Source organism: Enterobacter sp. Tr-810, from assembly GCF_011752765.1.
In the GTDB taxonomy this organism is placed as follows: Bacteria; Pseudomonadota; Gammaproteobacteria; order Enterobacterales; family Enterobacteriaceae; genus Enterobacter; species Enterobacter soli.
Genome location: NZ_VWWW01000001.1, coordinates 424,701 through 447,417 on the forward strand (window position 1 = coordinate 424,701; position 22,717 = coordinate 447,417).

General features: G+C 53.0%; 24 protein-coding genes. 14 read left to right on the forward strand and 10 right to left on the reverse strand.

Translation table 11 applies throughout. The features are described from left to right. Positions 1 to 31 precede the first annotated feature (31 nt). On the forward strand, positions 32 to 538 hold the full coding sequence (gene tpx, locus F3J30_RS01995; RefSeq protein WP_014070468.1) for a thiol peroxidase: 507 nt from the start codon (positions 32 to 34) through the stop codon (positions 536 to 538). Between the two features lie 127 nt (positions 539 to 665). Here tpx and F3J30_RS22720 read toward each other — a convergent pair whose 3' ends face one another. The 9 genes from F3J30_RS22720 to pspA all read right to left on the reverse strand — a co-directional run bounded on the left by F3J30_RS22720 (position 666) and on the right by pspA (position 7,262). Further along, positions 666 to 809: a hypothetical protein gene (locus F3J30_RS22720; protein WP_014070469.1), complete on the reverse strand. Its 144-nt coding sequence runs from the start codon at positions 807 to 809 to the stop codon at positions 666 to 668. Between the two features lie 35 nt (positions 810 to 844). Continuing rightward, positions 845 to 1,081 (reverse strand): hypothetical protein, encoded by a 237-nt coding sequence (locus tag F3J30_RS02000; RefSeq protein ID WP_014070470.1) that lies wholly within the window; start codon positions 1,079 to 1,081, stop codon positions 845 to 847. A 425-nt stretch (positions 1,082 to 1,506) separates the two neighbouring features. Next, positions 1,507 to 3,048, reverse strand: coding sequence for a transcriptional regulator TyrR (tyrR, locus tag F3J30_RS02005; RefSeq protein WP_166715502.1), 1,542 nt, complete (start codon positions 3,046 to 3,048; stop codon positions 1,507 to 1,509). Positions 3,049 to 3,168: 120 nt separating this feature from the next. Beyond that, entirely contained in the window at positions 3,169 to 4,215 is a 1,047-nt protein-coding gene (locus F3J30_RS02010) for a YcjF family protein (protein ID WP_014070472.1), read from the reverse strand. Beyond that, entirely contained in the window at positions 4,212 to 5,609 is a 1,398-nt protein-coding gene (locus tag F3J30_RS02015) for a YcjX family protein (RefSeq protein ID WP_166715503.1), read from the reverse strand. The genes F3J30_RS02010 and F3J30_RS02015 overlap by 4 nt, the downstream gene beginning before the upstream one ends. Before the next feature lie 115 nt (positions 5,610 to 5,724). Continuing rightward, positions 5,725 to 5,943: a phage shock protein PspD gene (pspD, locus tag F3J30_RS02020; protein ID WP_166715504.1), complete on the reverse strand. Its 219-nt coding sequence runs from the start codon at positions 5,941 to 5,943 to the stop codon at positions 5,725 to 5,727. Between the two features lie 12 nt (positions 5,944 to 5,955). After that, positions 5,956 to 6,315 carry an envelope stress response membrane protein PspC gene (gene pspC, locus F3J30_RS02025; RefSeq protein WP_166715505.1) on the reverse strand — a complete coding sequence of 120 codons (360 nt, stop codon included), beginning with the start codon at positions 6,313 to 6,315 and terminating at the stop codon, positions 5,956 to 5,958. After that, positions 6,315 to 6,539: an envelope stress response membrane protein PspB gene (gene pspB / locus F3J30_RS02030; protein WP_014070476.1), complete on the reverse strand. Its 225-nt coding sequence runs from the start codon at positions 6,537 to 6,539 to the stop codon at positions 6,315 to 6,317. The genes pspC and pspB overlap by 1 nt, the downstream gene beginning before the upstream one ends. 54 nt (positions 6,540 to 6,593) lie before the next feature. Continuing rightward, positions 6,594 to 7,262 (reverse strand): phage shock protein PspA, encoded by a 669-nt coding sequence (gene pspA / locus F3J30_RS02035; RefSeq protein ID WP_014070477.1) that lies wholly within the window; start codon positions 7,260 to 7,262, stop codon positions 6,594 to 6,596. Between the two features lie 166 nt (positions 7,263 to 7,428). On the opposite strand from pspA, the gene pspF reads away from it, so the two are divergent. The 10 genes from pspF to pdeR all read left to right on the forward strand — a co-directional run bounded on the left by pspF (position 7,429) and on the right by pdeR (position 20,187). Beyond that, positions 7,429 to 8,406, forward strand: coding sequence for a phage shock protein operon transcriptional activator (pspF, locus tag F3J30_RS02040; protein ID WP_166715506.1), 978 nt, complete (start codon positions 7,429 to 7,431; stop codon positions 8,404 to 8,406). A gap of 88 nt (positions 8,407 to 8,494) precedes the next feature. Continuing rightward, a complete protein-coding gene (gene sapA, locus F3J30_RS02045; RefSeq protein WP_014070479.1) occupies positions 8,495 to 10,135 on the forward strand; it encodes an ABC transporter substrate-binding protein SapA in 1,641 nt (546 codons plus the stop codon). Next, on the forward strand, positions 10,132 to 11,097 hold the full coding sequence (gene sapB / locus F3J30_RS02050) for a putrescine export ABC transporter permease SapB (protein ID WP_166715507.1): 966 nt from the start codon (positions 10,132 to 10,134) through the stop codon (positions 11,095 to 11,097). The genes sapA and sapB overlap by 4 nt, the downstream gene beginning before the upstream one ends. After that, a complete protein-coding gene (sapC, locus tag F3J30_RS02055) occupies positions 11,084 to 11,974 on the forward strand; it encodes a putrescine export ABC transporter permease SapC (protein ID WP_014070481.1) in 891 nt (296 codons plus the stop codon). Before sapB ends, sapC begins: the two co-directional genes overlap by 14 nt. Beyond that, positions 11,974 to 12,966: a putrescine export ABC transporter ATP-binding protein SapD gene (gene sapD / locus F3J30_RS02060; protein WP_014070482.1), complete on the forward strand. Its 993-nt coding sequence runs from the start codon at positions 11,974 to 11,976 to the stop codon at positions 12,964 to 12,966. Before sapC ends, sapD begins: the two co-directional genes overlap by 1 nt. Before the next feature lies 1 nt (position 12,967). After that, complete coding sequence (gene sapF, locus F3J30_RS02065; RefSeq protein ID WP_014070483.1) at positions 12,968 to 13,774, forward strand: putrescine export ABC transporter ATP-binding protein SapF; 807 nt, start codon at positions 12,968 to 12,970, stop codon at positions 13,772 to 13,774. A 124-nt stretch (positions 13,775 to 13,898) separates the two neighbouring features. Then, the gene (gene fabI, locus F3J30_RS02070) at positions 13,899 to 14,687 is read left to right on the forward strand and encodes an enoyl-ACP reductase FabI (protein ID WP_014070484.1); all 789 of its coding nucleotides are present in this window, start codon (positions 13,899 to 13,901) and stop codon (positions 14,685 to 14,687) included. A gap of 156 nt (positions 14,688 to 14,843) precedes the next feature. Continuing rightward, positions 14,844 to 15,848 (forward strand): CMD domain-containing protein, encoded by a 1,005-nt coding sequence (locus tag F3J30_RS02075; protein ID WP_166715508.1) that lies wholly within the window; start codon positions 14,844 to 14,846, stop codon positions 15,846 to 15,848. A gap of 88 nt (positions 15,849 to 15,936) precedes the next feature. Then, positions 15,937 to 17,871 (forward strand): exoribonuclease II, encoded by a 1,935-nt coding sequence (locus tag F3J30_RS02080; protein ID WP_166715509.1) that lies wholly within the window; start codon positions 15,937 to 15,939, stop codon positions 17,869 to 17,871. Positions 17,872 to 18,195: 324 nt separating this feature from the next. Beyond that, a complete protein-coding gene (gene pdeR, locus F3J30_RS02085) occupies positions 18,196 to 20,187 on the forward strand; it encodes a cyclic di-GMP phosphodiesterase (protein ID WP_166715510.1) in 1,992 nt (663 codons plus the stop codon). Here the strand turns inward: pdeR and F3J30_RS02090 are convergent. Next, the gene (locus F3J30_RS02090) at positions 20,184 to 21,053 is read right to left on the reverse strand and encodes a crotonase/enoyl-CoA hydratase family protein (protein WP_166715511.1); all 870 of its coding nucleotides are present in this window, start codon (positions 21,051 to 21,053) and stop codon (positions 20,184 to 20,186) included. The two genes, pdeR and F3J30_RS02090, sit on opposite strands and share 4 nt — an antisense overlap. A gap of 193 nt (positions 21,054 to 21,246) precedes the next feature. Here F3J30_RS02090 and F3J30_RS02095 point away from each other — a divergent pair, with 193 nt between their 5' ends. The 3 genes from F3J30_RS02095 to osmB all read left to right on the forward strand — a co-directional run bounded on the left by F3J30_RS02095 (position 21,247) and on the right by osmB (position 22,710). Next, a complete protein-coding gene (locus tag F3J30_RS02095; RefSeq protein ID WP_014070489.1) occupies positions 21,247 to 21,429 on the forward strand; it encodes a hypothetical protein in 183 nt (60 codons plus the stop codon). A 44-nt stretch (positions 21,430 to 21,473) separates the two neighbouring features. Then, positions 21,474 to 22,226 (forward strand): DNA-binding transcriptional regulator YciT, encoded by a 753-nt coding sequence (locus F3J30_RS02100; protein WP_014070490.1) that lies wholly within the window; start codon positions 21,474 to 21,476, stop codon positions 22,224 to 22,226. Between the two features lie 265 nt (positions 22,227 to 22,491). After that, positions 22,492 to 22,710 (forward strand): osmotically-inducible lipoprotein OsmB, encoded by a 219-nt coding sequence (osmB, locus tag F3J30_RS02105; RefSeq protein ID WP_014070491.1) that lies wholly within the window; start codon positions 22,492 to 22,494, stop codon positions 22,708 to 22,710. Positions 22,711 to 22,717 lie beyond the last annotated feature (7 nt).

The window sequence follows — 22,717 nt, forward strand, 5'->3', positions numbered from 1 at the left end:
ACGTTAACTATATGTAAACAGGAAGATATCTATGTCACAACTCGTTCATTTCCAGGGCAACCCGGTTGCTGTTGCAGGTTCCATTCCGCAGGCTGGTAGCAAAGCACAGGCATTCACTCTGGTGGCTAAAGATCTGTCTGACGTCACGCTGGGCCAGTTCGCAGGCAAACGTAAAGTCCTGAACATTTTCCCAAGCATCGATACCGGTGTTTGTGCCGCATCTGTGCGCAAATTCAACCAACTGGCAACTGAAATGGACAACACCGTTGTGCTGTGCATTTCTGCGGACCTGCCGTTTGCCCAGTCTCGCTTCTGCGGTGCAGAAGGTCTGAGCAATGTCATCACCCTTTCTACGCTGCGTAGCCCGGATTTCCTCGAGAAATACGGCGTGGGTATCTCTGAAGGTGCCCTGAAAGGCCTGGCAGCACGCGCTGTGCTGGTTATCGATGAGAATGACAACATCGTCTTCAGCGAACTGGTTAACGAAATCACCACCGAACCCGATTACACCGCTGCCCTGGATGTGCTGAAAGCGTAATCACTTAGCTTAGCGTTTATAGCTTAGCAAAGTAATGAAATAAAAGGATTTATTTCTGTTCATTTCTCAATATGAGCAGAATGTCAAAGCCCTGCCCACCCTGGTGGGGCTTTTTTCAAGTGTTAGGTTATTTTTCACTTTCGGCAATATTATTGAGTAATCGTTTGATTAAGGGTTTTATTGCCATAAACAATAAGGCAATGATTACTATCAATAAAAGTGCCAGCCATTTATTGGTTTTAAGCAGAATGAGTAGCATTGCGAGCGTCATTATCTATCCCCAAATGATATTGTGGTGTTTTATTATCAATTCCAGATGTGGATCAGATTCAGCCCAACGGTAAAAAAGACCCAGACGACCAGCAGAAAGCGGCGATGATCGTGGCGAGCTTCTAATGCGGAAAAATAATTCGCGCTGTAAATAACAGAAATTAACAGCGCCACTGTCACCACCATATGCCAGACAAACTCTCGAATGCCGATAAGATAACTGATAGCTGCGAAGACAATGATGATTGCTATCCCATTGATAGCACTGCACATTAACCAACCCCATAACGTTGAGGGTCGATTGAATATTCTTTCTATTTTTATAACGAATTCCATACATCACCTGTGAATTAAAAGTGGCGCATAAAATGCTACGTAATTCGCTTCAAAAATTTGATATAAGTCAACATTTACCCTTTCGCACTGGCTTGCCGTTTATATTGATACACATCAATTTTCTTGTTTCCGCCGAAATCTATTCTGTTATGTCGGTTAAAATACTCTCAAGAGAGTATTTTTATACACTAATCGTGTCTAATCAGGAATAAATTAAAATTTCGGCCGTTATTATTTATGGCGAAAGAATATAAAAGCCAGCCTTATTAAAATGTAATATTTTATTTCTCGCAAATAAAAAACCCCATCGCGATGACGGGGTTTTCTATTTACTTATCCGGATAACGAATACGAAATTAACCTTATTCGTCGCCCTTTTTCTGATTTAAACCATATTCACGCAGTTTATTCGCAATCGCAGTATGAGACACACCAAGACGCTTCGCCAGCTTACGTGTACTCGGATAACTACGATAAAGCTGCGTCAGCACCGAGCGCTCGAAACGGCTGGTAATATCATCCAGCGAGCCTTCCATCGCCTCTTCACCCACCGATACCGTCCCGGCATCGTAATCCGGTAATAAGATATCCTGCGGACGCAGTTCGTACCCTTCCAGCTGAGTCAGCGCACGATAAACGGCGTTCTTAAGCTGGCGAATGTTACCCGGCCAGCCGTAACGCGTGAGCACTGTCCCCAGGTCAGCGGACAGTTTCGGGCGCGGGACGCCTTGTTCATCGGCGAAGCGTGCCACAAACAACTCGGTCAGCGGCATGATGTCCTGAGGGCAATCCCGCAGCGGCGGAATATTGAGCGTCAGCACGTTCAGGCGATAGTAGAGATCCTCGCGGAACACCCCTTTCTGCACCAGCTCCACCAGGTTTTTCTGCGTGGCGCAAATCACACGAACATCCACATGGACTTCATGATCTTCCCCTACACGACGGAAGGTTCCGTCATTGAGGAAACGCAGCAGTTTAGCCTGCATCCGTGGCGACATTTCGCCGATTTCATCCAGCAGAACCGAGCCGCCATTTGCCTGCTCGAAGAAGCCTTTTTTTCCTTCAGGCGCATGGCCGAACAGCTCGCTCTCAACTGCATCTTCCGGAATTGAGGCACAGTTCAGCGCCAGATACGGTTTTGCCGCGCGCGGGCTGGACAGATGCACGGCATGAGCCAGCAGGTCTTTCCCGGTACCGGTATCACCGGTGATCAGCAGCGGAGCCGTCAGATTGGCAAGCTTACGCGCCTGATCAACCACATGGCGCATTTTCGGGCTGACGGCGATTATCTGGCTAAAGGCACCAACATCCTGACTGGAGAGGTTTTGCAGCTGACGCCCCATACGTACGGTAGAACGCAGCATGATCACCGCGCCGGTCAGCACGCGGGCATCATTTTCCCCTTTGAGGTACACAGGCGTGATTTCCATCAGGAAGTTCTGCCCGTGGATCACCACGTGTTCACTGTGCGTGTTTTGCGGGCTGCTTTCCAGCCAGCGCTGGAAGTTAACACCGGGGATCAGCTGCGTTGCATGTTGAGTGCTCAGCTTCTCCTGGCTCTGTGCAAACAGCTGACAGCTGGCCAGGTTTACACGTTCGACTTTACTTTTCAGGTCCAGGGATAAGAACGGCTCTGGCATCGCTTCAAGCAGTGCGCTCAGTGCCAGGTGTTCACGCTCTGATGGCATCCACGGAATGGTTCGTACATCCGTAACGCCAGCGATACGGCGGATCTCAGCCATAAGGCTGCTGAAGGTATTGAATTCAATTTCGGCAAAGTTGAGGTAAATTCGCCCGATAGGATCGATCTCAATGCCACGCAGATCAATACTACGTAAAACAAGCAGATCGAGTAATTCGCGGGTCAGACCGAGTCGGTCTTCACAAAAGACTTCCAGACGCATGGGAAATTCACCGTTTAAGCCAATAACATTAAAATAATATGTCAGAAAGCGGTGATCGGGAAGATGGCTGTCAACAAATATTGACAGCCTGATGGTTAATTAGACGATGATGTTAGCCAATTACGCTTTTTTGCTCAGCGTGTCTTTAAGCTGGCCAATTAACTCGCGGCGGAAATCACCCAACCGGGGTTTGTCGCCGTCTATCCACGGCAGCGGACGGCAAATTTCCATCGCTTTGATCCCCAGACGTGCCGTCAATAAACCGGCTCCCAGCCCCTGAGCGGCTCGCGCCGACAAGCGCGCGGCCAGATCCTGAGACATCCAGTCCATGCCGACTTCCCGCACCAGCTCACTGGCACCAGCAAAAGCGATATTCAGCAAGACCAGGCGGAATAAGCGTAAACGACTGTAATACCCAAGCTCAATACCATACAGCGTGGCAATACGGTTAATCAGGCGCAAATTGCGCCACGCAATAAACGCCATATCCACCAGCGCCAGCGGACTAACCGCAATCATCAGTGTGGATTCTGCCGCTGAACGGCTAATTTCACGGCGCGCCTGTGCATCCAGTACCGGTTGCACCATATGTGAATAGAGCGTGACCACTTCCCGATCGTTTTGCGTTTCATGGATAGCGGCGTACCAGCGCTGAAGCGCCGGATGTGACTGATCGATACCCGCCTGGCTTGCCAGTTTTTCACAGAATGCACGACCTTTACCGGTGGCATGGCTGTGCAGCAGATCCCGCGCCTCATCACGTTCATGCGCGCGCTGGCGCAAACGCCACAGACGCCGCCACTCAGTTGCCAGCGAGCCGACGCCCGCACCGATGATCAGCGCTCCCGCAGCGCAGCCGCCCATCGCCACCCAGTCCTGGGTTTGCCAGGCATTTACCGCCCACTGGACACCCTGCCCAACCACACTGACACCAAACAGTGCCAGCCCGGCGGTCACCATTTTACGCCACAGGCTGCGTTTAGGACGCAGCGCGGATTCAACGACCGCTTCTGCCTGCCCTTCATCAGCAAGCGGCTCTTCCGACAGCACAGGCGCAAAATTATCGGCCTGTGTCCCGCTGAATGTTTGCGCGGTCCTGAACGCGTCGAGCGGCTCTTTCTCAAGCGGGCCCGTAAAATCAATGCGCGGCTTTAACGGTTCCGTCATCGCAATTTATCTCCAATCAAAAATTCCAGCGCCGCATCAAGACGAATATGCGGTAATGGCTGGTCAACATTCATTACCTGCGGGCGAAACGCTTCAAACTGGAATCCCTGGTTTTGCCAGAACGCCTGGCCTGGCAAGCGTGCAGGCACTTCGCCGGGATAGACCGTCAGCGGCTCGCCATCGCTTAAGCGGTTACCGCGCAGCGCCGGGATCTTCTCGCCATTCACTTCAATCAATCCGCTCTGGGTCGCCTGCACCGACGCAAGCCCCAGGCAGTCCATGCTGATCCCTTCAAACGCCGCATTTTGCCACGCATCCTGAACCAGCTGCTGCAACAGCGACACCATATTAGCGTGCTGATCGACAGTGACATGATCGGCCTTGGTGGCAGCGAACAGCAGTTTGTCGATAACCGGTGAGAACAACCGACGGAACAACGTGCGTTGCCCGTAATGGAAACTTTGCATCAGTTGCGTCAGCGCCAGGCGCATATCATTAAATGCCTGCGGCCCGCTGTTCAGTGGCTGAAGACAATCCACCAGCACAATCTGGCGGTCGAAACGCAAAAAGTGGTTTTTATAAAAACCTTTCACCACTTTTTCGCAGTAGTAGTTGTAACGCTCGCGCAGCATCCCGGCATTGGTGTGTTTATCCGCCTGCGCCAGTTTTGACTCTCCGATTGCGTCGACGTCCGGCCACGGGAAAAACTGCAACGCTGGCGCACCCGCCAGATCGCCCGGCAGGACAAAACGCCCTGGCTGAATAAAATGCAGCCCTTCCTGCTTACACTGATGCAGATAATCGGTCCAGGCTTCAGCAATTGCCGCCAGGCGGTTTTCATCCGCAGGCGCCAGAGGGTCGAGCCCTTCGCACAGCTGCCGCCATTTCGCCGACCACTCCGCGCGGTGACCCTGTAACAAACCGGTCATTTGTCGTGACCAGCTCAGGTAATCCTGAGCCAGCATGGGTAAATCCAGCAGCCACTCGCCCGGATAGTCCACAATTTCGAGATACAGCGTGGAAGTATCCTTAAAATGGCGCATCAGGGAATCATTAGAACGAAAACGCAGCGCGAGACGAATTTCACTGACCCCACGCGTGGGCGTTGGCCAGGCAGGAGGGTCGCCGTACAACTGCGCCAGCCCTTCGTCATAAGTAAAGCGCGGGATACCAAAATCTCGCTGCGGAACACGTTTCACGCCCAGCAATCGCTCTTCCCGAACCGCACTGAGCAGCGGCAACCGTGCCCCCGCATGCAGGTTAAGCAGCTGGTTTACCATCGCTGTGATAAAGGCCGTCTTGCCGCTGCGGCTCAGGCCCGTCACCGCAAGACGCAGATGACGGTCAACGCCACGGTTCACCAGAGAATTGAGTTCGTTTTTAAGTCGCTTCATCGCCGTCCTTTTTGCCTGAAGGCGTTTGTATTCTTAAAAATATGACATGGGGACAAAATGAAAGGAATAAAACCTTAAAGCAAAACGACACGCCAGTCAGCGTGCCGTTTGGAGATTATTTTAGTTTTCCCGAGAGCCGCCCGGCTAATTTTCTCAGCAACGGCTCCAGCGCCACGGCCAGTAACATTTTGACCGGTCTGCGGGCGACGGACTTCACCGCCCAGCCAGCCACACCTGCCGGACCGTAACGTAAGGCGGTAAACAAAACCAGCTTCCCTGCTAACTTCAGGCAGGGTTTCACCTTTTGCCCCGCCCGTTGCCAGGAGTGATTCATTCGTATTCTCTCTTAAAGCTGACGAAAACGGCTTCGTAACGTAAAGGTATCAGACGTGACATAGCGCTCCATCTCGCGCAAGCGCGTCTCACCGGCGGCCAGTTGGGCATCCACCGCATTGAGCAAATCGTTGGTGGTCGGCGCATTTTCGCTCGCCAGTTCACCTTCAGGCATCGGGTCAAGCACAAACGATAAAATGATGTACGCCACCAGCGTAATAAACGCCAGACCAAAGAAAATCGACAGCACCGTTACCACACGCACCAGTTTCACCGGTACATCGAGATAATGAGCCAACCCGGCACATACACCGCGAACCATGCCCTGCTGGGGGATCCGCCACAGTTTTTTATTCAGATTCAGCCCGGACATTAGCGATCCCTCCAGTTTGGATGTTCCGCATCAAGGATCGCTTCCAGCGCCTGAATACGCTCACCCATTTTGTTGGCGTCTGCGGAAAGCTGCACCAGACGCTGTTGTTCACTCTGGGAAAGCTCACCGCGAGAAGAACGATTACTGTAGTGCAGCCATAACCAAATCGGCAGAACGAACAGCACGAAAATCGTCAGGGGAATGGCCAGAAAAAGCGCGCTCATAGGTACTCCTTGTTTTACGATGCGTGGCGGCACACTCATGTGCCGCACCCTTTATTATTGATTGTCTTGCTTCATTTTGGCTTTAAGCGCCGCGAGTTGCTCGCTGATTTCGTCATCCGCTTTCAAATCTGCAAACTGCTGGTCCAGCGTCTTTTGTTTGCCAATGCCGTGACTTTCGGCTTCCGCTTCCATCTGGTCGATACGACGTTCGAAGGATTCAAAGCGGGCCATGGCTTCATCCAGCTTGCCACTGTCCAGTTGGCGGCGCACGTCACGTGATGAACTGGCCGCCTGGTGGCGTAACGTCAGCGCCTGCTGGCGAGCACGAGTTTCGCTGAGCTTGTTCTCAAGCTCGCCGATCTCTTTCTTCATACGCGTAAGCGTGTCGTCCACCAGAGTCGCTTCATGCTCAAGCGCGGTGATGAGATCGGCCAGCTTCTGCTTTTCAATCAGCGCGGCGCGGGCCAGATCTTCTTTATCTTTACGCAGCGCCAGCTCGGCTTTTTCCTGCCATTCATTGAGCTGCGCGGTGGCCTGCTCAATACGGCGTGTCAGCTGTTTTTTCTCTGCCAGCGCACGCGCCGACGTTGAACGGACTTCCACCAGCGTGTCTTCCATTTCCTGAATCATCAGGCGCACCAGCTTCTGTGGATCTTCCGCTTTCTCCAGCAGAGAGTTGATGTTGGCGTTCACGATGTCGGCAAAACGAGAAAAAATACCCATAATTCGATCCTCATAGTTCTGTTATCGGGCAATGCCCTGCTGAACAGATAATACAAATCTCATGCCAACTTTTTATCTTGTTGATTTACCTGATTCTGTTTGATTTTAAACCAACAACACTCTACTCTCACCTGGTGAATATCGCTAACGAGTGGTGAATTTAACTATGGCCGAATTTAAAGATAATCTCCTTGGTGAAGCAAACAGCTTTCTGGAGGTCCTGGAGCAGGTATCGCGACTGGCGCCACTCAATAAACCGGTGCTCATCATCGGTGAGCGCGGAACCGGTAAAGAGCTTATCGCCAACCGCTTACACTTTTTATCCGGCCGCTGGGACGGCCCATTTATCTCCCTGAACTGCGCCGCGTTGAATGAAAACCTGCTGGATTCAGAGCTGTTCGGCCATGAAGCCGGGGCATTTACCGGCGCGCAAAAGCGCCATCCCGGCCGTTTTGAACGTGCTGATGGTGGCACGCTGTTTCTGGATGAGCTAGCCACCGCACCAATGCTGGTACAGGAAAAACTGCTGCGCGTGATTGAATACGGTGAACTGGAGCGCGTTGGCGGCAGCCAGCCATTGCAGGTCAACGTGCGTCTGGTTTGTGCCACCAATGCCGACCTGCCACAGATGGTTGCACAGGACAAATTCCGCGCCGACCTGCTGGACAGGCTGGCGTTTGACGTTGTGCAGTTGCCGCCACTGCGTGAACGCCAAAGCGACATCATGTTGCTGGCTGAACAATTCGCCATACAGATGTGTCGTGAACTTGGGTTGCCGCTGTTCCCCGGTTTTAGCGATTACGCCCGGGAAACGCTTCTTGGATACCACTGGCCGGGGAATATTCGTGAGCTGAAAAACGTGGTGGAACGGTCAGTTTATCGCCATGGAAGCAGTGACATGGAGCTGGATAACATCATTCTCGATCCTTTCCAGCGCGCGGAGCCGGCACACGTAACGCCCGCCACCAGCAACAAGTCCCCGACGCTGCCGCTGGACCTGCGTCAGTTCCAGCATCATCAGGAACAACAGCTGCTGGAACAGAGCCTGAAACAGGCAAAATATAACCAGAAACGAGCGGCCGAACTGCTGGGTCTGACCTACCATCAATTAAGGGCATTGCTCAAAAAGCATCAAATGCGCTGACAATATCAGCACTTACCCGCAGACATTTTTACGAAGCAGGCGTAAGTGCGATACACTTTGCAGATCGAACCTAAAAACCTTAAAAATTATGCGTCTGGTTTTATCGTCCCTGTTTGCGCTCGGTCTGTTCAGCAATACGGTCTTTGCTGCGCCTGAGCGTGCTGCGCTTCCTGATATTCGCGATAGCGGCTTTGTCTATTGTGTCAGCGGGCAAGTTGACACCTTTAACCCGCAAAAAGCGGGCAGCGGCCTGATTGTTGACACCCTTGCCGCACAGCTTTACGACCGCCTGCTGGATGTCGACCCTTATACCTATCGCCTGGTGCCGGAGCTGGCCGAGAGCTGGGAAGTGCTTGATAATGGCGCGACCTACCGCTTCCACCTGCGTGACGATGTCTCTTTCCAGCGCACGCCCTGGTTTACGCCAACCCGCAAACTGAATGCGGATGATGTGGTCTTTACCTTCCAGCGTATCTTTAACCGCAATCATCCGTGGCATAACGTGAATGGCGGGAGCTTCCCCTATTTCGACAGTTTGCAGTTTGCCGATACCGTCAAAAGCGTGCGTAAACTCGACAACAGAACGGTTGAATTTAGCCTGACGCGTCCGGATGCCTCTTTCTTATGGCATCTGGCGACCCACTATGCCTCGGTGATGTCGGCGGAATACGCAGCGAAACTGACCAGCCAGGATCGCCAGGAGCTACTCGACAGGCAGCCCGTCGGCACAGGTCCGTTCCAGATGGCGGAGTACCGTTCAGGCCAGTACATTCGCCTGCAACGTCACGAACACTTCTGGCGCGGCACACCGCTGATGCCGCAGGTGGTGGTGGATCTCGGCTCTGGTGGCACCGGCCGACTCTCTAAACTGCTGACAGGTGAGTGCGACGTGCTCGCGTGGCCTGCCGCCAGCCAGTTAACCATTCTGCGTGACGATCCACGTTTGCGTCTGACCCTGCGTCCGGGCATGAATATCGCCTATCTGGCCTTTAATACGGATAAACCACCACTCAACAACCCAGCCGTTCGCCATGCGCTGGCCTTAGCGATTAACAACCAGCGCCTGATGCAGTCGATTTACTACGGGACAGCAGAAACCGCCGCCTCTATTTTGCCTCGAGCCTCCTGGGCCTATGATGGCGAAGCTAAAGTTACGGAATACAATCCGGCAAAAGCGCGTGAGCAGCTAAAAGCGCTGGGCGTAGAAAACCTGACGCTCCAGCTCTGGGTACCGACCAGTTCGCAAGCCTGGAACCCAAGCCCGCTGAAAACCGCTGAACTGCTCCAGGCCGATATGGCTCAGGTGGGCGTCAAAGTGGTGATCGTGCCGGTCGAGGGGCGTTTCCAGGAGGCGCGTCTGATGGACATGAACCATGATTTAACCCTGGCAGGCTGGGCGACCGACAGTAATGACCCGGATAGCTTCTTCCGCCCGCTCCTGAGCTGTGCGGCGATCAACTCGCAAACCAACTACGCCCACTGGTGTAACCGCGAATTTGATGCCGTGCTGCAAAAAGCCCTCGCCTCACAACAGCTGGCCTCCCGTATCGACGCCTACGATGAAGCGCAAAACATTCTGGCAAAAGAACTGCCGGTGTTGCCGCTTGCCTCGTCCCTGCGCCTTCAGGCCTATCGCTATGACATCAAAGGGCTGGTGCTGAGTCCGTTTGGTAACGCCTCCTTCGCGGGCGTCTCGCGTGAAAAAGAACAAGAGGTGAAAAAACCGTGATTATTTTTACCTTGCGTCGCCTGTTACTGCTGCTGGTAACCCTCTTCTTCCTGACCTTTGTCGGCTTTAGCCTGAGCTATTTCACGCCGCACGCGCCGCTTCAGGGTTCGTCGCTGTGGGATGCCTGGCTGTTCTGGTTTAACGGCGTGCTGCACTGGGACTTTGGCGTGTCCAGCATCAACGGGCAGTTGATCTCCGAACAGCTGAAAGAAGTTTTCCCGGCCACCATGGAGCTGTGTATTCTGGCCTTCGGATTTGCTCTGCTGGTCGGTATTCCGGTGGGGATGCTGGCGGGGATTTATCGCAATAAATGGCAGGACAAATTTATCAGTGCCCTCGCCCTGCTCGGCTTCTCGATCCCTATCTTCTGGCTGGCGCTGCTGCTGACCCTGTTCTTCTCGCTAACCCTGGGGTGGCTGCCAGTGTCGGGTCGTTTTGACCTGCTGTACACGGTAAAAACGGTGACCGGGTTTGCGATTATTGACGCCTGGCTTTCAGATTCGGTCTGGCGCCATGAAATGATCATCAGTGCCCTGCGCCATATGGTGTTGCCGGTGTTGACGCTGGCCGTTGCACCCACAACCGAAGTGATCCGCCTTATGCGTATCAGCACCATCGAAGTATTTGATCAAAACTACGTGAAAGCGGCGGCCACACGCGGGCTGTCCCGGCTGACGATCCTGCGCCGTCACGTACTGCACAACGCCCTGCCGCCGGTCATCCCGCGCCTTGGGCTGCAATTTTCAACCATGCTGACCCTGGCGATGATCACGGAAATGGTGTTTAGCTGGCCCGGGCTTGGTCGCTGGCTGATTAACGCCATTCGTCAGCAAGACTATGCAGCGATTTCCGCAGGGGTCATGGTGATTGGCTCGCTGGTCATCATCGTTAACGTGATTTCCGATATTTTGGGTGCTATGGCTAACCCACTGAAGCATAAGGAATGGTATGCCTTACGATAACGTATACAGCGAAAAGCGCACACCCGGTGTGCTGCGTACCGTGTGGCGTAAATTCTATGGTGACACCACGGCGATGATTGGCCTGTATGGCTGTGGTGCACTGGCGGTGTTGTGCATTTTGGGTTCGTGGTTTGCGCCTTACGGGATCGACCAGCAGTTTCTCGGTTATCAGCTTTTACCGCCTTCCTGGTCACGTTATGGTGAAGTGTCCTTCTTTTTAGGCACTGACGATCTGGGCCGCGATGTCTTAAGTCGCCTGCTGAGCGGTGCAGCGCCAACGGTGGGTGGTGCGTTTGTGGTTACGCTGGCTGCCACCATTTGTGGCCTGGCGCTGGGGATTTTTGCCGGTTCAACCCACGGCCTGCGCTCCGCTGTGATGAATCACATTCTGGATACGCTGCTCTCTATTCCTTCCCTGCTGCTGGCCATTATTGTCGTGGCCTTTGCGGGCCCGCATTTGTCCCATGCCATGTTTGCCGTCTGGCTGGCGATCCTTCCGCGTCTGGTGCGTTCGGTCTATAGCATGGTGCATGACGAGCTGGAAAAAGAGTATGTGGTTGCCGCACGTCTGGATGGCGCCACCACGTTCAATATCCTGTGGTTTGCCGTGTTGCCAAACATTGCGTCCGGGCTGGTCACCGAGATCACTCGTGCCCTGTCGATGGCGATTCTGGATATCGCCGCGCTGGGCTTCCTCGATCTTGGTGCTCAGCTTCCGTCTCCCGAATGGGGAGCCATGCTGGGCGACGCGCTGGAACTTATCTATGTCGCTCCCTGGACCGTTATGCTGCCCGGGGCTGCGATTATGGTCAGCGTGTTGCTGATCAACCTGCTTGGGGATGGTATTCGCCGGGCAATTAATGCGGGAGTGCAATAATGCCGTTACTCGATATCCGCAACCTGACGATTGAATTCAAGACCGGCGAAGGCTGGGTGAAAGCCGTTGACCGTATCAGCATCACGCTTGCAGAAGGTGAAATCCGCGGGCTGGTGGGTGAATCCGGCTCCGGTAAAAGCCTGATAGCCAAGGCCATCTGTGGTGTTGCGAAAGACAACTGGCGCGTGACTGCTGACCGTATGCGTTTTGATGATATTGACCTGCTGCGCCTTTCTCCGCGTGAGCGCCGTAAGCTGGTGGGTCATAACGTGTCGATGATATTTCAGGAGCCACAATCCTGTCTTGATCCCTCCGAGCGCGTGGGTAAACAGCTGATGCAGAACATCCCCGGCTGGACGTACAAAGGCCGCTGGTGGCAACGCGTTGGCTGGCGTAAGCGCCGTGCCATTGAGCTGCTGCACCGGGTCGGGATCAAAGATCATAAAGATGCGATGCGCAGTTTCCCTTACGAGCTGACCGACGGCGAATGCCAGAAAGTGATGATTGCCATCGCGCTGGCGAACCAACCGCGTCTGCTGATTGCCGATGAACCAACAAACGCGATGGAGCCCACCACACAGGCACAGATCTTCCGCCTGCTGACGCGTCTTAATCAGAACAACAACACCACCATTTTGCTGATCAGCCATGACCTGCAAATGCTGAGCAAATGGGCAGATAAAATTGATGTGATGTACTGCGGCCAGACGGTAGAAACGGCTGTCAGCGAAGAGCTGGTGAACACCCCGCATCATCCGTATACCCAGGCGCTGATCCGCGCGATCCCAGACTTTGGCAGCGCCATGCCACACAAAAGCCGCCTGAATACCTTGCCTGGGGCCATTCCGTTGCTGGAATCACTGCCTATTGGCTGCCGCCTTGGCCCGCGCTGTCCTTACGCTCAGCGTAAATGCATTGAAACACCACGGCTGTCGGGGGCTAAAAACCATCTTTATGCCTGTCATTTCCCGTTGAACATGGAGAGAGAGTGAAATGGTCGAAACTTTGCTGGAAGTTCGCAACCTGAGTAAGACCTTTCGCTACCGGACAGGGTTATTTCATCGCCAGACTGTAGAAGCGGTTAAACCCCTGAGCTTTACGCTTCGGGAAAAACAGACGCTGGCCATTATCGGTGAGAACGGTTCCGGGAAATCCACACTGGCGAAAATGCTCGCCGGCATGGTTGAACCCACCGCAGGTGAAGTGCTGATTGACGATCATCCGCTGGAATTTGGTGATTACTCGTTTCGCAGTCAGCGCATCCGTATGATTTTTCAGGATCCGTCGACATCCCTCAACCCGCGCCAGCGTATTTCGCAGATTCTGGACTTCCCGCTTCGATTAAACACGGAGCTGGAGCCGGAAGAGCGCCGCAAGCGGATTGTCGAAACCCTGCGCATGGTTGGTCTGCTGCCTGACCACGAGAGTTATTACCCGCATATGCTGGCCCCGGGACAGAAACAGCGTCTGGGTCTGGCGCGCGCGTTAATTTTGCGCCCGAAAGTCATTATCGCCGACGAAGCGCTGGCGTCACTTGATATGTCGATGCGTTCGCAGTTAATTAACCTGATGCTGGAATTGCAGGAAAAACAGGGTATCTCTTATATCTATGTGACGCAGCATCTTGGCATGATGAAGCACATTAGCGATCAGGTGCTGGTGATGCATCAGGGCGAAGTGGTCGAACGCGGAAGCACAGCGGATGTGATGGCTTCCCCGCTTCATGAGCTGACGAAAAGACTGATTGCCGGGCATTTTGGTGAAGCATTAACCGCCGATGCATGGCGAAAAGACCGTTAACCGCGCGTCAAAAGAGTGGTCGGATTAACTAAGCACGCGACACGTGATATTATCGCCGCGTTTTAACGACGATTGTCCCAAGAAGATGACGATCGCCACAACAATGAATATAAGGATTAAAGCTATGGGTTTTCTTTCCGGTAAGCGCATTCTGGTGACCGGCGTTGCCAGCAAACTGTCCATCGCATACGGCATCGCACAGGCTATGCATCGCGAAGGCGCTGAGCTGGCGTTCACCTACCAGAACGACAAGCTGAAAGGCCGTGTTGAAGAGTTTGCCGCGCAGCTGGGTTCCAGCATTGTTCTGGAATGTGACGTTGCACAAGATGAAAGCATCGATGGCATGTTCGCTGAACTGGCAAAAACGTGGGAGAAATTCGACGGTTTCGTTCACTCCATCGGCTTCGCTCCTGGCGACCAGCTGGACGGCGACTACGTGAACGCGGTTACCCGTGAAGGCTTCAAAATCGCTCACGACATCAGCTCTTACAGCTTCGTGGCGATGGCTAAATCTTGCCGCACCATGCTGAACCCGGGCGCTGCACTGCTGACCCTGTCCTACCTGGGTGCAGAGCGTGCAATCCCTAACTACAACGTTATGGGTCTGGCAAAAGCCTCTCTGGAAGCAAACGTGCGCTACATGGCGAACGCGATGGGTCCAGAAGGTGTGCGTGTTAACGGTATCTCTGCTGGCCCAATCCGTACCCTGGCGGCGTCTGGCATCAAAGACTTCCGTAAAATGCTGGCACACTGCGAAGCGGTTACCCCGATTCGCCGTACCGTTACCATTGAAGATGTGGGTAACTCCGCAGCATTCCTGTGCTCTGACCTTTCCGCGGGTATCTCCGGCGAAGTGGTTCACGTTGACGGCGGCTTCAACATCGCTGCAATGAACGAGCTGGAAATCAAATAAGTTGTCACTCTCTTCCCGCCCGGGAAGAGAGTTTTCCCTCTCCCTGCAAGACCTTTCGTTATTCCGTTCTGCTATTTGTTATCACCTAACAATATTTTTCCCCTCATCCGCCTTACGCCAGGATATTGATCGCCATTTTGAGATCAAGGAACGCCCATGGAACAACGCCGTTTTTCTGGCAAAGGCCACTGGTATCATGAAACCCAGTCAAATCATTCGCAGACGGATGTTCTGCCTCTGGTACCCGAAGCCGCTTACGTTGACGATCGTTTTTTGCTCGATTTAGCCCTTCCCGAAGAAATTGTCGCCGGATGCGAAAGCTGGCTAGCCCCTGCCAGAGCGCTCTGTCACCAACTGTTTCCGCTCAATGTTGCTGTGAGTCGTCTGCGGACACTTAGCGCGTACGACAGGCTGAGCACTGCGTTGACCGTTGCTCAGGCGTGCGGCGTTCAACGGCTCTGTAATCACTACGCTGCCCTTCTCGCCCCGCTTCCCGGCCCTGATTCCTCACGAGAAAGTAATCGCCGCCTTGCCCAAATTACCCAGTACGCCCGCCAGCTTGCCAGCTCTCCTGACGTGATCGACGATAAAGCGCAGCAACAACTCGATGAAGTCGGCCTGACAACCTACGACATTGTGCTGATCAGTCAGATAATCGGGTTCACTGGATTCCAGGCGCGCGTAGTGGCAGCGTTTCAGGCCTTCCAGGGGCATCCCGTACGCTGGCTGCCGGGGCATCATATCCAGCCTCATGCGCTAATCAGTGCCACGCGCAGGGTTCCGGGGGAATGGGAATCCATCCTGCCCGTTGTCGAATTGCGCTATGCCAGTGCCCAGCAGCTTGAATTGCTCGCCCGCTGGCAGGCACAACCTGAACTCCAGGCGCTGACGCCGGTGCTGTGTCATGAACCGGCCCTGCTTGCCCTCACCGGAGAGATCCTGACTGGCGGTATTCGTTCGTCTGCCAATGATGCATCCTCTGTGGCACTGGCTGGCGCAATCGCATTGCTCAACGCCTCCCCGGACCGGTTCAGCGCCGCGCAATTTACGCCGCTCACCCAGAGTGGTCTGAGCGAAGTACAGGCAATTAATCTGCTCACCTGGAGTGCTTTTAACGGCTGGCTTGACCGTTTGGGAATCGCCCTCGGCAAAGGGGAATAACCATACTAATTACCTAAAGAGCGCTTGCTGTAGCAGTGAGAATCGCGTAAAACTGTCAGCCGCTCAATGGCTACGAAAATAGAACATTATGTTTCAGGACAACCCGCTGCTAGCGCAGCTTAAACAGCAACTGCATTCCCAGACGCCGCGTGCAGAAGGGGTCGTAAAAGCCACGGAAAAGGGCTTTGGCTTCCTTGAAGTTGATGCGCAGAAAAGCTACTTCATTCCGCCTCCGCAGATGAAGAAAGTGATGCACGGCGATCGCGTCACGGCCGTCATTCACACCGAGAAAGAACGTGAATCCGCCGAGCCGGAAGAACTGATCGAACCTTTCCTGACCCGTTTCGTGGGTAAGGTACATAAAAAAGACGACCGTCTGTCTATTGTACCGGACCATCCCCTGCTGAAAGATGCCATTCCGTGCCGCGCTGCACGTGGTGTTGAGCATGATTTTAAACAAGGTGACTGGGCCGTTGCTGAAATGCGCCGTCATCCTCTGAAAGGCGACCGCGGTTTCTATGCGGAACTGACCCAGTTCATTACCTTTGGCGACGATCATTTCGTCCCATGGTGGGTAACGCTGGCACGCCACAATCTTGAAAAAGAAGCGCCAGACGGCGTAGCAACTGAAATGCAGGATGAAGGTCTGGTACGTCGTGACCTGACTGCTCTGGATTTTGTTACTATCGACAGTGCAAGCACTGAAGATATGGATGATGCCCTGTTTGCTGAAGAGTCAGCTGACGGCAAAATGCATCTGACCGTGGCGATTGCCGATCCAACGGCCTGGATCGTTGAAGGCAGCAAGCTGGACGATGCCGCGAAAATTCGCGCATTCACCAACTACCTGCCGGGCTTCAACATCCCGATGCTGCCACGTGAACTGTCCGACGATCTCTGCTCGCTGCGCGCGAACGAAATTCGTCCAGTGCTCGCCTGCCGCATGATCATTGCCGCTGACGGCACCATTGAAGACGATATCGAATTCTTTGCCGCCACAATCGAATCAAAAGCCAAACTGGCCTATGACGACGTTTCTGACTGGCTGGAAAACACCGGCAGCTGGAAACCAGAAAGCGAGGCGATTGCCGCGCAGATCCGTCTGTTGCATCGCATCTGCCTGAGCCGTAGCCAATGGCGTACCACTCACGCGCTGGTATTTAAAGATCGTCCTGATTACCGCTTTGTTCTCGGTGAAAAAGGCGAAGTGCTGAATATCGTTGCTGAGCCGCGTCGCATCGCTAACCGCATTGTTGAAGAAGCCATGATTTCCGCCAATATTTGTGCCGCACGTGTGCTGCGCGACAAATTAGGCTTTGGCATTTACAACGTGCACACTGGTTTTGATCCGGCAAACACCGAAGCGCTGGCTGCCCTGCTGAAAAACCACGATGTACACGTTGATCCAGAAGAAGTGCTGACGCTGAACGGCTTCTGCAAACTGCGTCGCGAACTTGATGCACAGCCATCCGGTTTCCTGGACAGCCGTATTCGTCGTTTCCAGTCCTTCGCTGAGATCAGCACTGAGCCAGGTCCGCACTTTGGTCTGGGTCTTGAAGCTTACGCAACCTGGACTTCTCCAATCCGTAAATATGGCGATATGGTTAACCATCGCCTGCTGAAAGCGATTATCAAAGGCGAATCCATTGCGCGTCCTCAGGACGATACCACGGTACAGATGGCGGAACGTCGCCGCCTGAACCGCATGGCTGAACGCGATGTCGGTGACTGGCTGTATGCGCGCTTCCTGAACGACAAAGCGGGTACTGACACCCGTTTCCCGGCGGAAATCATCGATATCAGCCGTGGTGGGATGCGTGTACGCCTGGTTGATAATGGCGCGGTAGCCTTTATCCCTGCGCCATTCCTGCACGCCGTTCGTGATGAACTGGTTTGTAGCCAGGAAAACGGTACTGTGCAAATCAAAGGCGAAACGGTTTATAAAGTCACAGACGTGATTGACGTAACTATCGCTGAAGTTCGCATGGAAACCCGCAGCATTATCGCGCGTCCAGCCGCCTGATAACTTATTAAAATGTCGGTCATTTCCTTTTAGGAAAGGCCGACATTTCCTCAACGCCTCTTATTTCGCCAAATCATCATTTTTTCTTATTATTTTCCTCTTCATACCGCCAAAACTTGCCAGAATTATCTACATTAAAAGAGAGCCGTCATATTCGGTTACGTGAATTTTTATACAGCACGTATCCTTTTTGGCGCGACTCGTTTTAATATAATAAAACTGGGAAAAACAATAAGTTCACTTCGGTTTTGCCGCTGTCTCACTACGGAAAAGTCGACTGCTATTGAATATTTTTTGCGCTAATGAGCAGCCGCAGGAGAAAACATGATGGATGATCTGGAGCAGAATTTGCTGTTTCGTTACATGGGTACGCACAGTCCCTGGTGGCGACTGACAGCCGATAGCAATGCTCTGCATCTGGCCGCCAGCGAAAGTGCCGATGTTATTCAGGTTGCGGCGCTGAGCGATGAGCAGGCCGATCTCATTCGTCAACTTACGGTTATCACCTCCAGCATTACGATGACGTTATCACTGTACGGTACTGATGTCCCGGTTCATTTGGTCGGCCGTAAAATCAATAAAAAAGAGTGGGCTGGCACAGCATCTGCCTGGAACGATACCCCTTCTGTTGCCCGCGATCTGGCACAGGGACTCTCATTTGCAGAGCAAGTTGTCTCCGAAGCTAACTCTGTCATTGTTATCCTCGATCAAAACGGGAATATTCAGCGCTTCAATCGCCTTAGCGAAGAGTATACCGGCCTGAAAGAACAGGAAGTGATCGGCCAGAACGTCTTCAAGCTGTTCATGAGCCGCAGTGAAGCCGCTGCATCCAAACGCAACATTACCGGTTTTTTTCGTAACGGCAGTTCCTACGAAGTCGAACGCTGGATCAAGACGCGCAAGGGACAAAGATTGTTTCTGTTCAGAAACAAATTTGTTCACAGCGGCAGCGGTAAGAATGAAATTTACCTCATCTGTTCAGGAACCGATATCACTGAGGAACGCCGCGCTCAGGAACGCCTGCGCGTGATGGCAAATACCGATACCATCACCGGGTTGCCTAACCGGAATGCCATCCACGAACTGATATCCGACGCCATAGAGACGCGCGGAGAAACCCAGGTCGGCGTGGTGTATCTCGATCTGGATAACTTCAAAAAAGTGAACGATGCCTACGGGCACATGTTTGGCGATCAGTTATTGCAGGCGGTCGCGCTGGCGATCCTCAGTTGTCTGGAAGAAGGACAAATCCTCGCCCGTCTCGGTGGCGATGAATTTATTGTGCTGGCGACGGACACCTCGCAAGGTTCGCTGGAAGCGATGGCCTCGCGGATCCTCACCCGCTTACGCCAGCCATTCCGCATCGGACTGATTGAGATTTATACCGGCTGCTCACTGGGTATCGCACTTGCGCCTCAGCACGGTATCGACCGTGAAAGCGTGATTCGTAACGCGGATACGGCGATGTATACCGCCAAAGAGAGTGGCCGCGGTAAGTTCTGCGTCTTCTCACCAGAGATGAACCAGCGTGTGTTCGAGTACCTCTGGCTGGATACCAACCTGCGGAAGGCGCTGGATAACGATCAGCTGCTGATTCACTATCAGCCGAAAATGACCTGGCGTGGCGAAATCAGAAGCCTGGAAGCGCTGGTCCGCTGGCAGTCCCCTGAACGTGGTCTGATCCCGCCGCTGGAGTTTATCTCCTATGCCGAAGAATCGGGGCTGATTGTGCCGCTTGGGCGCTGGGTTATGCTCGACGTGGTACGTCAGGTTGCCAAATGGCGCGACAAAGGCATTAATCTTCGCGTCGCGGTTAACGTCTCGGCGCGTCAGCTCGCCGATCAGACCATTTTCAGCGATTTAAAACAGGCGCTGAAGGATTTGAACTTTGAGTACTGCCCTATCGATGTGGAATTAACCGAAAGCTGCCTGATTGAAAATGAAGATCTCGCGCTTTCTGTTATCCAGCAGTTCAGCCAGCTTGGGGCGCAAATCCACCTGGATGACTTTGGTACCGGGTACTCTTCGCTTTCGCAATTAGCGCGTTTCCCAATCGATGCGATTAAACTCGATCAGTCATTCGTTCGGGATATTCATAAACAATCGATATCGCAATCGCTGGTGCGCGCGATCGTTGCGGTGGCGCAGGCGCTCAATTTACAGGTCATTGCGGAAGGGGTAGAAAGCGCGAAAGAAGACGCCTTTCTGACTAAGAACGGCGTCAACGAACGGCAAGGTTATCTCTTTGCTAAACCTATGCCCGCTGCCGCATTCGAGCGATGGCTAAAGCGTTATCAGGCGCGAAAAATGCGCTAACTGGCTTTGCGTAACCCCGCCGCGTGGTGGCGGTCCTGCAACATAACCAGACGCTCCATATAGGCAATATCTTTGGGTTCGAGGCAAAACGCAGCGTCGACCCAATCTTCTGTAATGTCCATCAACTCGCTACGCGGAAGTTGCAGCACGCGTGTACGGGCGCGCAGCATTGCTCTTACGCCATTCATCTTCGGCTGTAATGTGTCGATAAATGTACGCACCGCCATATAGCTTTGTCCTGGCTCAAACAGGACATCCACTAACCCGTGCTGTTCGTACCACTCCGCAGTATGCGACTCCCCTTTGTAGATAAGTTCCTCCGCCAGTTTCATGCCTGAACGGCGTGCAACCAGCGAATACCCACCCATACCGGGGAACAAGTTGAAGGCAATTTCAGGAAATCCCAGACGTGCATCGCGCTGACCAAGAACAAAATGGTGCGCCAGGGCCGCCTCAAATCCGCCACCTAAGGCGCTGCCTTCAACCATCGCCAGTGTGATGGCGCCGGTATCAAAACCACGTGAGGCGGCGTGTACGCAATCGACACAGGCGCGAGCATAGGCACGTAATGCTTCGCGGCGGCCGTTTTGGATGCACTCGACAAAGAACTTCAAATCACCCCCCGTGTTGTACATATCAGGAACCAGCGATCCGGTGACCCAGAAGTCGACAACAAAACCAGACTGCCGCACCAGCCAGGACAAGTTCATGATTTCTTCAATCAATGCATGGTTGAAGCAAGGCCGTGGCTGAGACCGCAACATCATCCAGACGGTGTGACGTTCCTCCTCATAATACGCAGCAAGTTGGGTAAAGCGTTCAGCATCAGTGAACAGTGTGCAAGTAGCTTGATTGATAACTGTCATAGTCTAATTCCTCATATAAAAAAGCGCCTTGCGCGCAGAATTAGCCTAATCCACACATTCAACTCACTGCATGAGGAGGGATAAATTTATCACTTTCATTTATGTAATTTCCTTATTGCATTTTTTCCCTTCTCTTTTGACCCTATTTTCTGCATCATTGAAAATATTAACTTTTCGCTCCAGGGGTGAAATTATGTCCAACATTGATGCACTGACCGTGGCACAACGTATTGATACTGTGCTGGATATCCTGGTTGCGGGCGATTATCACTCTGCTATCCGTAATCTTGAGATCTTAAAATCCGAATTGCTGGCACAGAATGGCGCCGACACCGCACCAGAAAGCGCGCAACCTAAAGCCCCGTGGGAAGTGTAACCACCACGTTTCCGACCTCGTTCAGCTTTTTTTAAATGGATGCTATGAATTCCCGACAACAACTCATTTTACAGATGGTCATCGATCAGGGACGCGTGAGCGTGGTCGACCTCGCTAAAACCACTGGCGTATCTGAAGTCACAATCCGTCAGGATCTTAATCTGCTGGAAAAACAGAGTTACCTGCGCCGTGCGCACGGGTACGCCGTTCCGCTGGATAGCGAAGACGTCGAAACCCGCATGATGAACAACTATGCGCTGAAACGTGAGCTGGCAGAATTTGCCGCGTCTTTGGTGAATAACGGTGAGACAGTGTTTATCGAGAACGGCAGCAGTAACGCGCTACTGGCGCGTACGCTCGCCGACCAGAAAGACATCACTATCATCACCGTCAGCAGCTATATCGCTCACCTGCTTAAAGAAACCCGCTGCGAAGTGATTCTGCTCGGGGGGATTTATCAGAAAAAAAGTGAGAGCATGGTTGGGCCACTGACCCGGCAATATGTTCAGCAGGTTCACTTCAGTAAAGCGTTTATCGGTATCGACGGCTGGCAGGCAGAGACAGGTTTTACCGGCCGGGACATGATGCGTTCAGATGTGGTTAACGCAGTACTTGAAAAAGAGTGTGAGGCCATTGTTCTTACCGACAGTTCAAAATTTGGCGCGGTTCACCCTTATATGATGGGCCCGATTTCCCGTTTCAGCCGCGTAATTACCGATGATCGGTTAAGTAATGATCATCGCCAGCAACTCGAACAAACTGGCCTGACGGTCGATATTGTCAAACACCCCGCATAATATCTTTTCTGCGCCCGACTCCTCCGGGCGCAGGCAATTTCATCTCTGAGAGAATTCCTGGTCTCCCTTTAAGACTTTTTACCTGTTTAACCGGCGTTAAACTCGTAAAATTAGTATTAGCGATATAACAGGAAGTGACTATCACCTGCGTGATTACGTAACGCCTGCGCGACCAGCTTTCACGGGAAACGGAATTTAAGTATGCCAATGGTCTATACTTAAAGTGTATTTCTTTCCGTGAATCGATAATTCAGGAGAAAGTATTATGTCTTTAACCAGCAAAAAATTAACCGCAGCTGTTCTGGCTGTTGCTTTAGCAATGTCCCTGAGCGCATGTTCCAACTGGTCAAAACGCGACCGTAACACAGCCATTGGTGCCGGTGCCGGTGCACTCGGTGGTGCGGTCTTAACTGACGGTAGTACGCTGGGTACTTTAGGTGGTGCTGCTGTCGGCGGTATTATCGGTCACCAGGTGGGCAAATAATCTCCAT

What these genes read in the sequence shown, in the direction of transcription:
- osmB (WP_014070491.1), top strand. Translation starts at nt 22,492, where the DNA reads ATGTCTTTAACCAGCAAAAAATTAACCGCAGCTGTTCTGGCTGTTGCT.
- F3J30_RS02015 (WP_166715503.1), bottom strand. Translation starts at nt 5,609, where the DNA reads ATGAAGCGACTTAAAAACGAACTCAATTCTCTGGTGAACCGTGGCGTT.
- sapC (WP_014070481.1), top strand. Translation starts at nt 11,084, where the DNA reads ATGCCTTACGATAACGTATACAGCGAAAAGCGCACACCCGGTGTGCTG.
- F3J30_RS02095 (WP_014070489.1), top strand. Translation starts at nt 21,247, where the DNA reads ATGTCCAACATTGATGCACTGACCGTGGCACAACGTATTGATACTGTG.
- F3J30_RS02080 (WP_166715509.1), top strand. Translation starts at nt 15,937, where the DNA reads ATGTTTCAGGACAACCCGCTGCTAGCGCAGCTTAAACAGCAACTGCAT.
- fabI (WP_014070484.1), top strand. Translation starts at nt 13,899, where the DNA reads ATGGGTTTTCTTTCCGGTAAGCGCATTCTGGTGACCGGCGTTGCCAGC.
- F3J30_RS02100 (WP_014070490.1), top strand. Translation starts at nt 21,474, where the DNA reads ATGAATTCCCGACAACAACTCATTTTACAGATGGTCATCGATCAGGGA.
- F3J30_RS02000 (WP_014070470.1), bottom strand. Translation starts at nt 1,081, where the DNA reads ATGTGCAGTGCTATCAATGGGATAGCAATCATCATTGTCTTCGCAGCT.
- F3J30_RS02075 (WP_166715508.1), top strand. Translation starts at nt 14,844, where the DNA reads ATGGAACAACGCCGTTTTTCTGGCAAAGGCCACTGGTATCATGAAACC.
- F3J30_RS02090 (WP_166715511.1), bottom strand. Translation starts at nt 21,053, where the DNA reads ATGACAGTTATCAATCAAGCTACTTGCACACTGTTCACTGATGCTGAA.
- pspC (WP_166715505.1), bottom strand. Translation starts at nt 6,315, where the DNA reads ATGTCCGGGCTGAATCTGAATAAAAAACTGTGGCGGATCCCCCAGCAG.
- pspF (WP_166715506.1), top strand. Translation starts at nt 7,429, where the DNA reads ATGGCCGAATTTAAAGATAATCTCCTTGGTGAAGCAAACAGCTTTCTG.
- sapF (WP_014070483.1), top strand. Translation starts at nt 12,968, where the DNA reads ATGGTCGAAACTTTGCTGGAAGTTCGCAACCTGAGTAAGACCTTTCGC.
- tyrR (WP_166715502.1), bottom strand. Translation starts at nt 3,048, where the DNA reads ATGCGTCTGGAAGTCTTTTGTGAAGACCGACTCGGTCTGACCCGCGAA.
- F3J30_RS22720 (WP_014070469.1), bottom strand. Translation starts at nt 809, where the DNA reads ATGACGCTCGCAATGCTACTCATTCTGCTTAAAACCAATAAATGGCTG.
- sapA (WP_014070479.1), top strand. Translation starts at nt 8,495, where the DNA reads ATGCGTCTGGTTTTATCGTCCCTGTTTGCGCTCGGTCTGTTCAGCAAT.
- tpx (WP_014070468.1), top strand. Translation starts at nt 32, where the DNA reads ATGTCACAACTCGTTCATTTCCAGGGCAACCCGGTTGCTGTTGCAGGT.
- pspB (WP_014070476.1), bottom strand. Translation starts at nt 6,539, where the DNA reads ATGAGCGCGCTTTTTCTGGCCATTCCCCTGACGATTTTCGTGCTGTTC.
- F3J30_RS02010 (WP_014070472.1), bottom strand. Translation starts at nt 4,215, where the DNA reads ATGACGGAACCGTTAAAGCCGCGCATTGATTTTACGGGCCCGCTTGAG.
- pdeR (WP_166715510.1), top strand. Translation starts at nt 18,196, where the DNA reads ATGATGGATGATCTGGAGCAGAATTTGCTGTTTCGTTACATGGGTACG.
- pspD (WP_166715504.1), bottom strand. Translation starts at nt 5,943, where the DNA reads ATGAATCACTCCTGGCAACGGGCGGGGCAAAAGGTGAAACCCTGCCTG.
- pspA (WP_014070477.1), bottom strand. Translation starts at nt 7,262, where the DNA reads ATGGGTATTTTTTCTCGTTTTGCCGACATCGTGAACGCCAACATCAAC.
- sapD (WP_014070482.1), top strand. Translation starts at nt 11,974, where the DNA reads ATGCCGTTACTCGATATCCGCAACCTGACGATTGAATTCAAGACCGGC.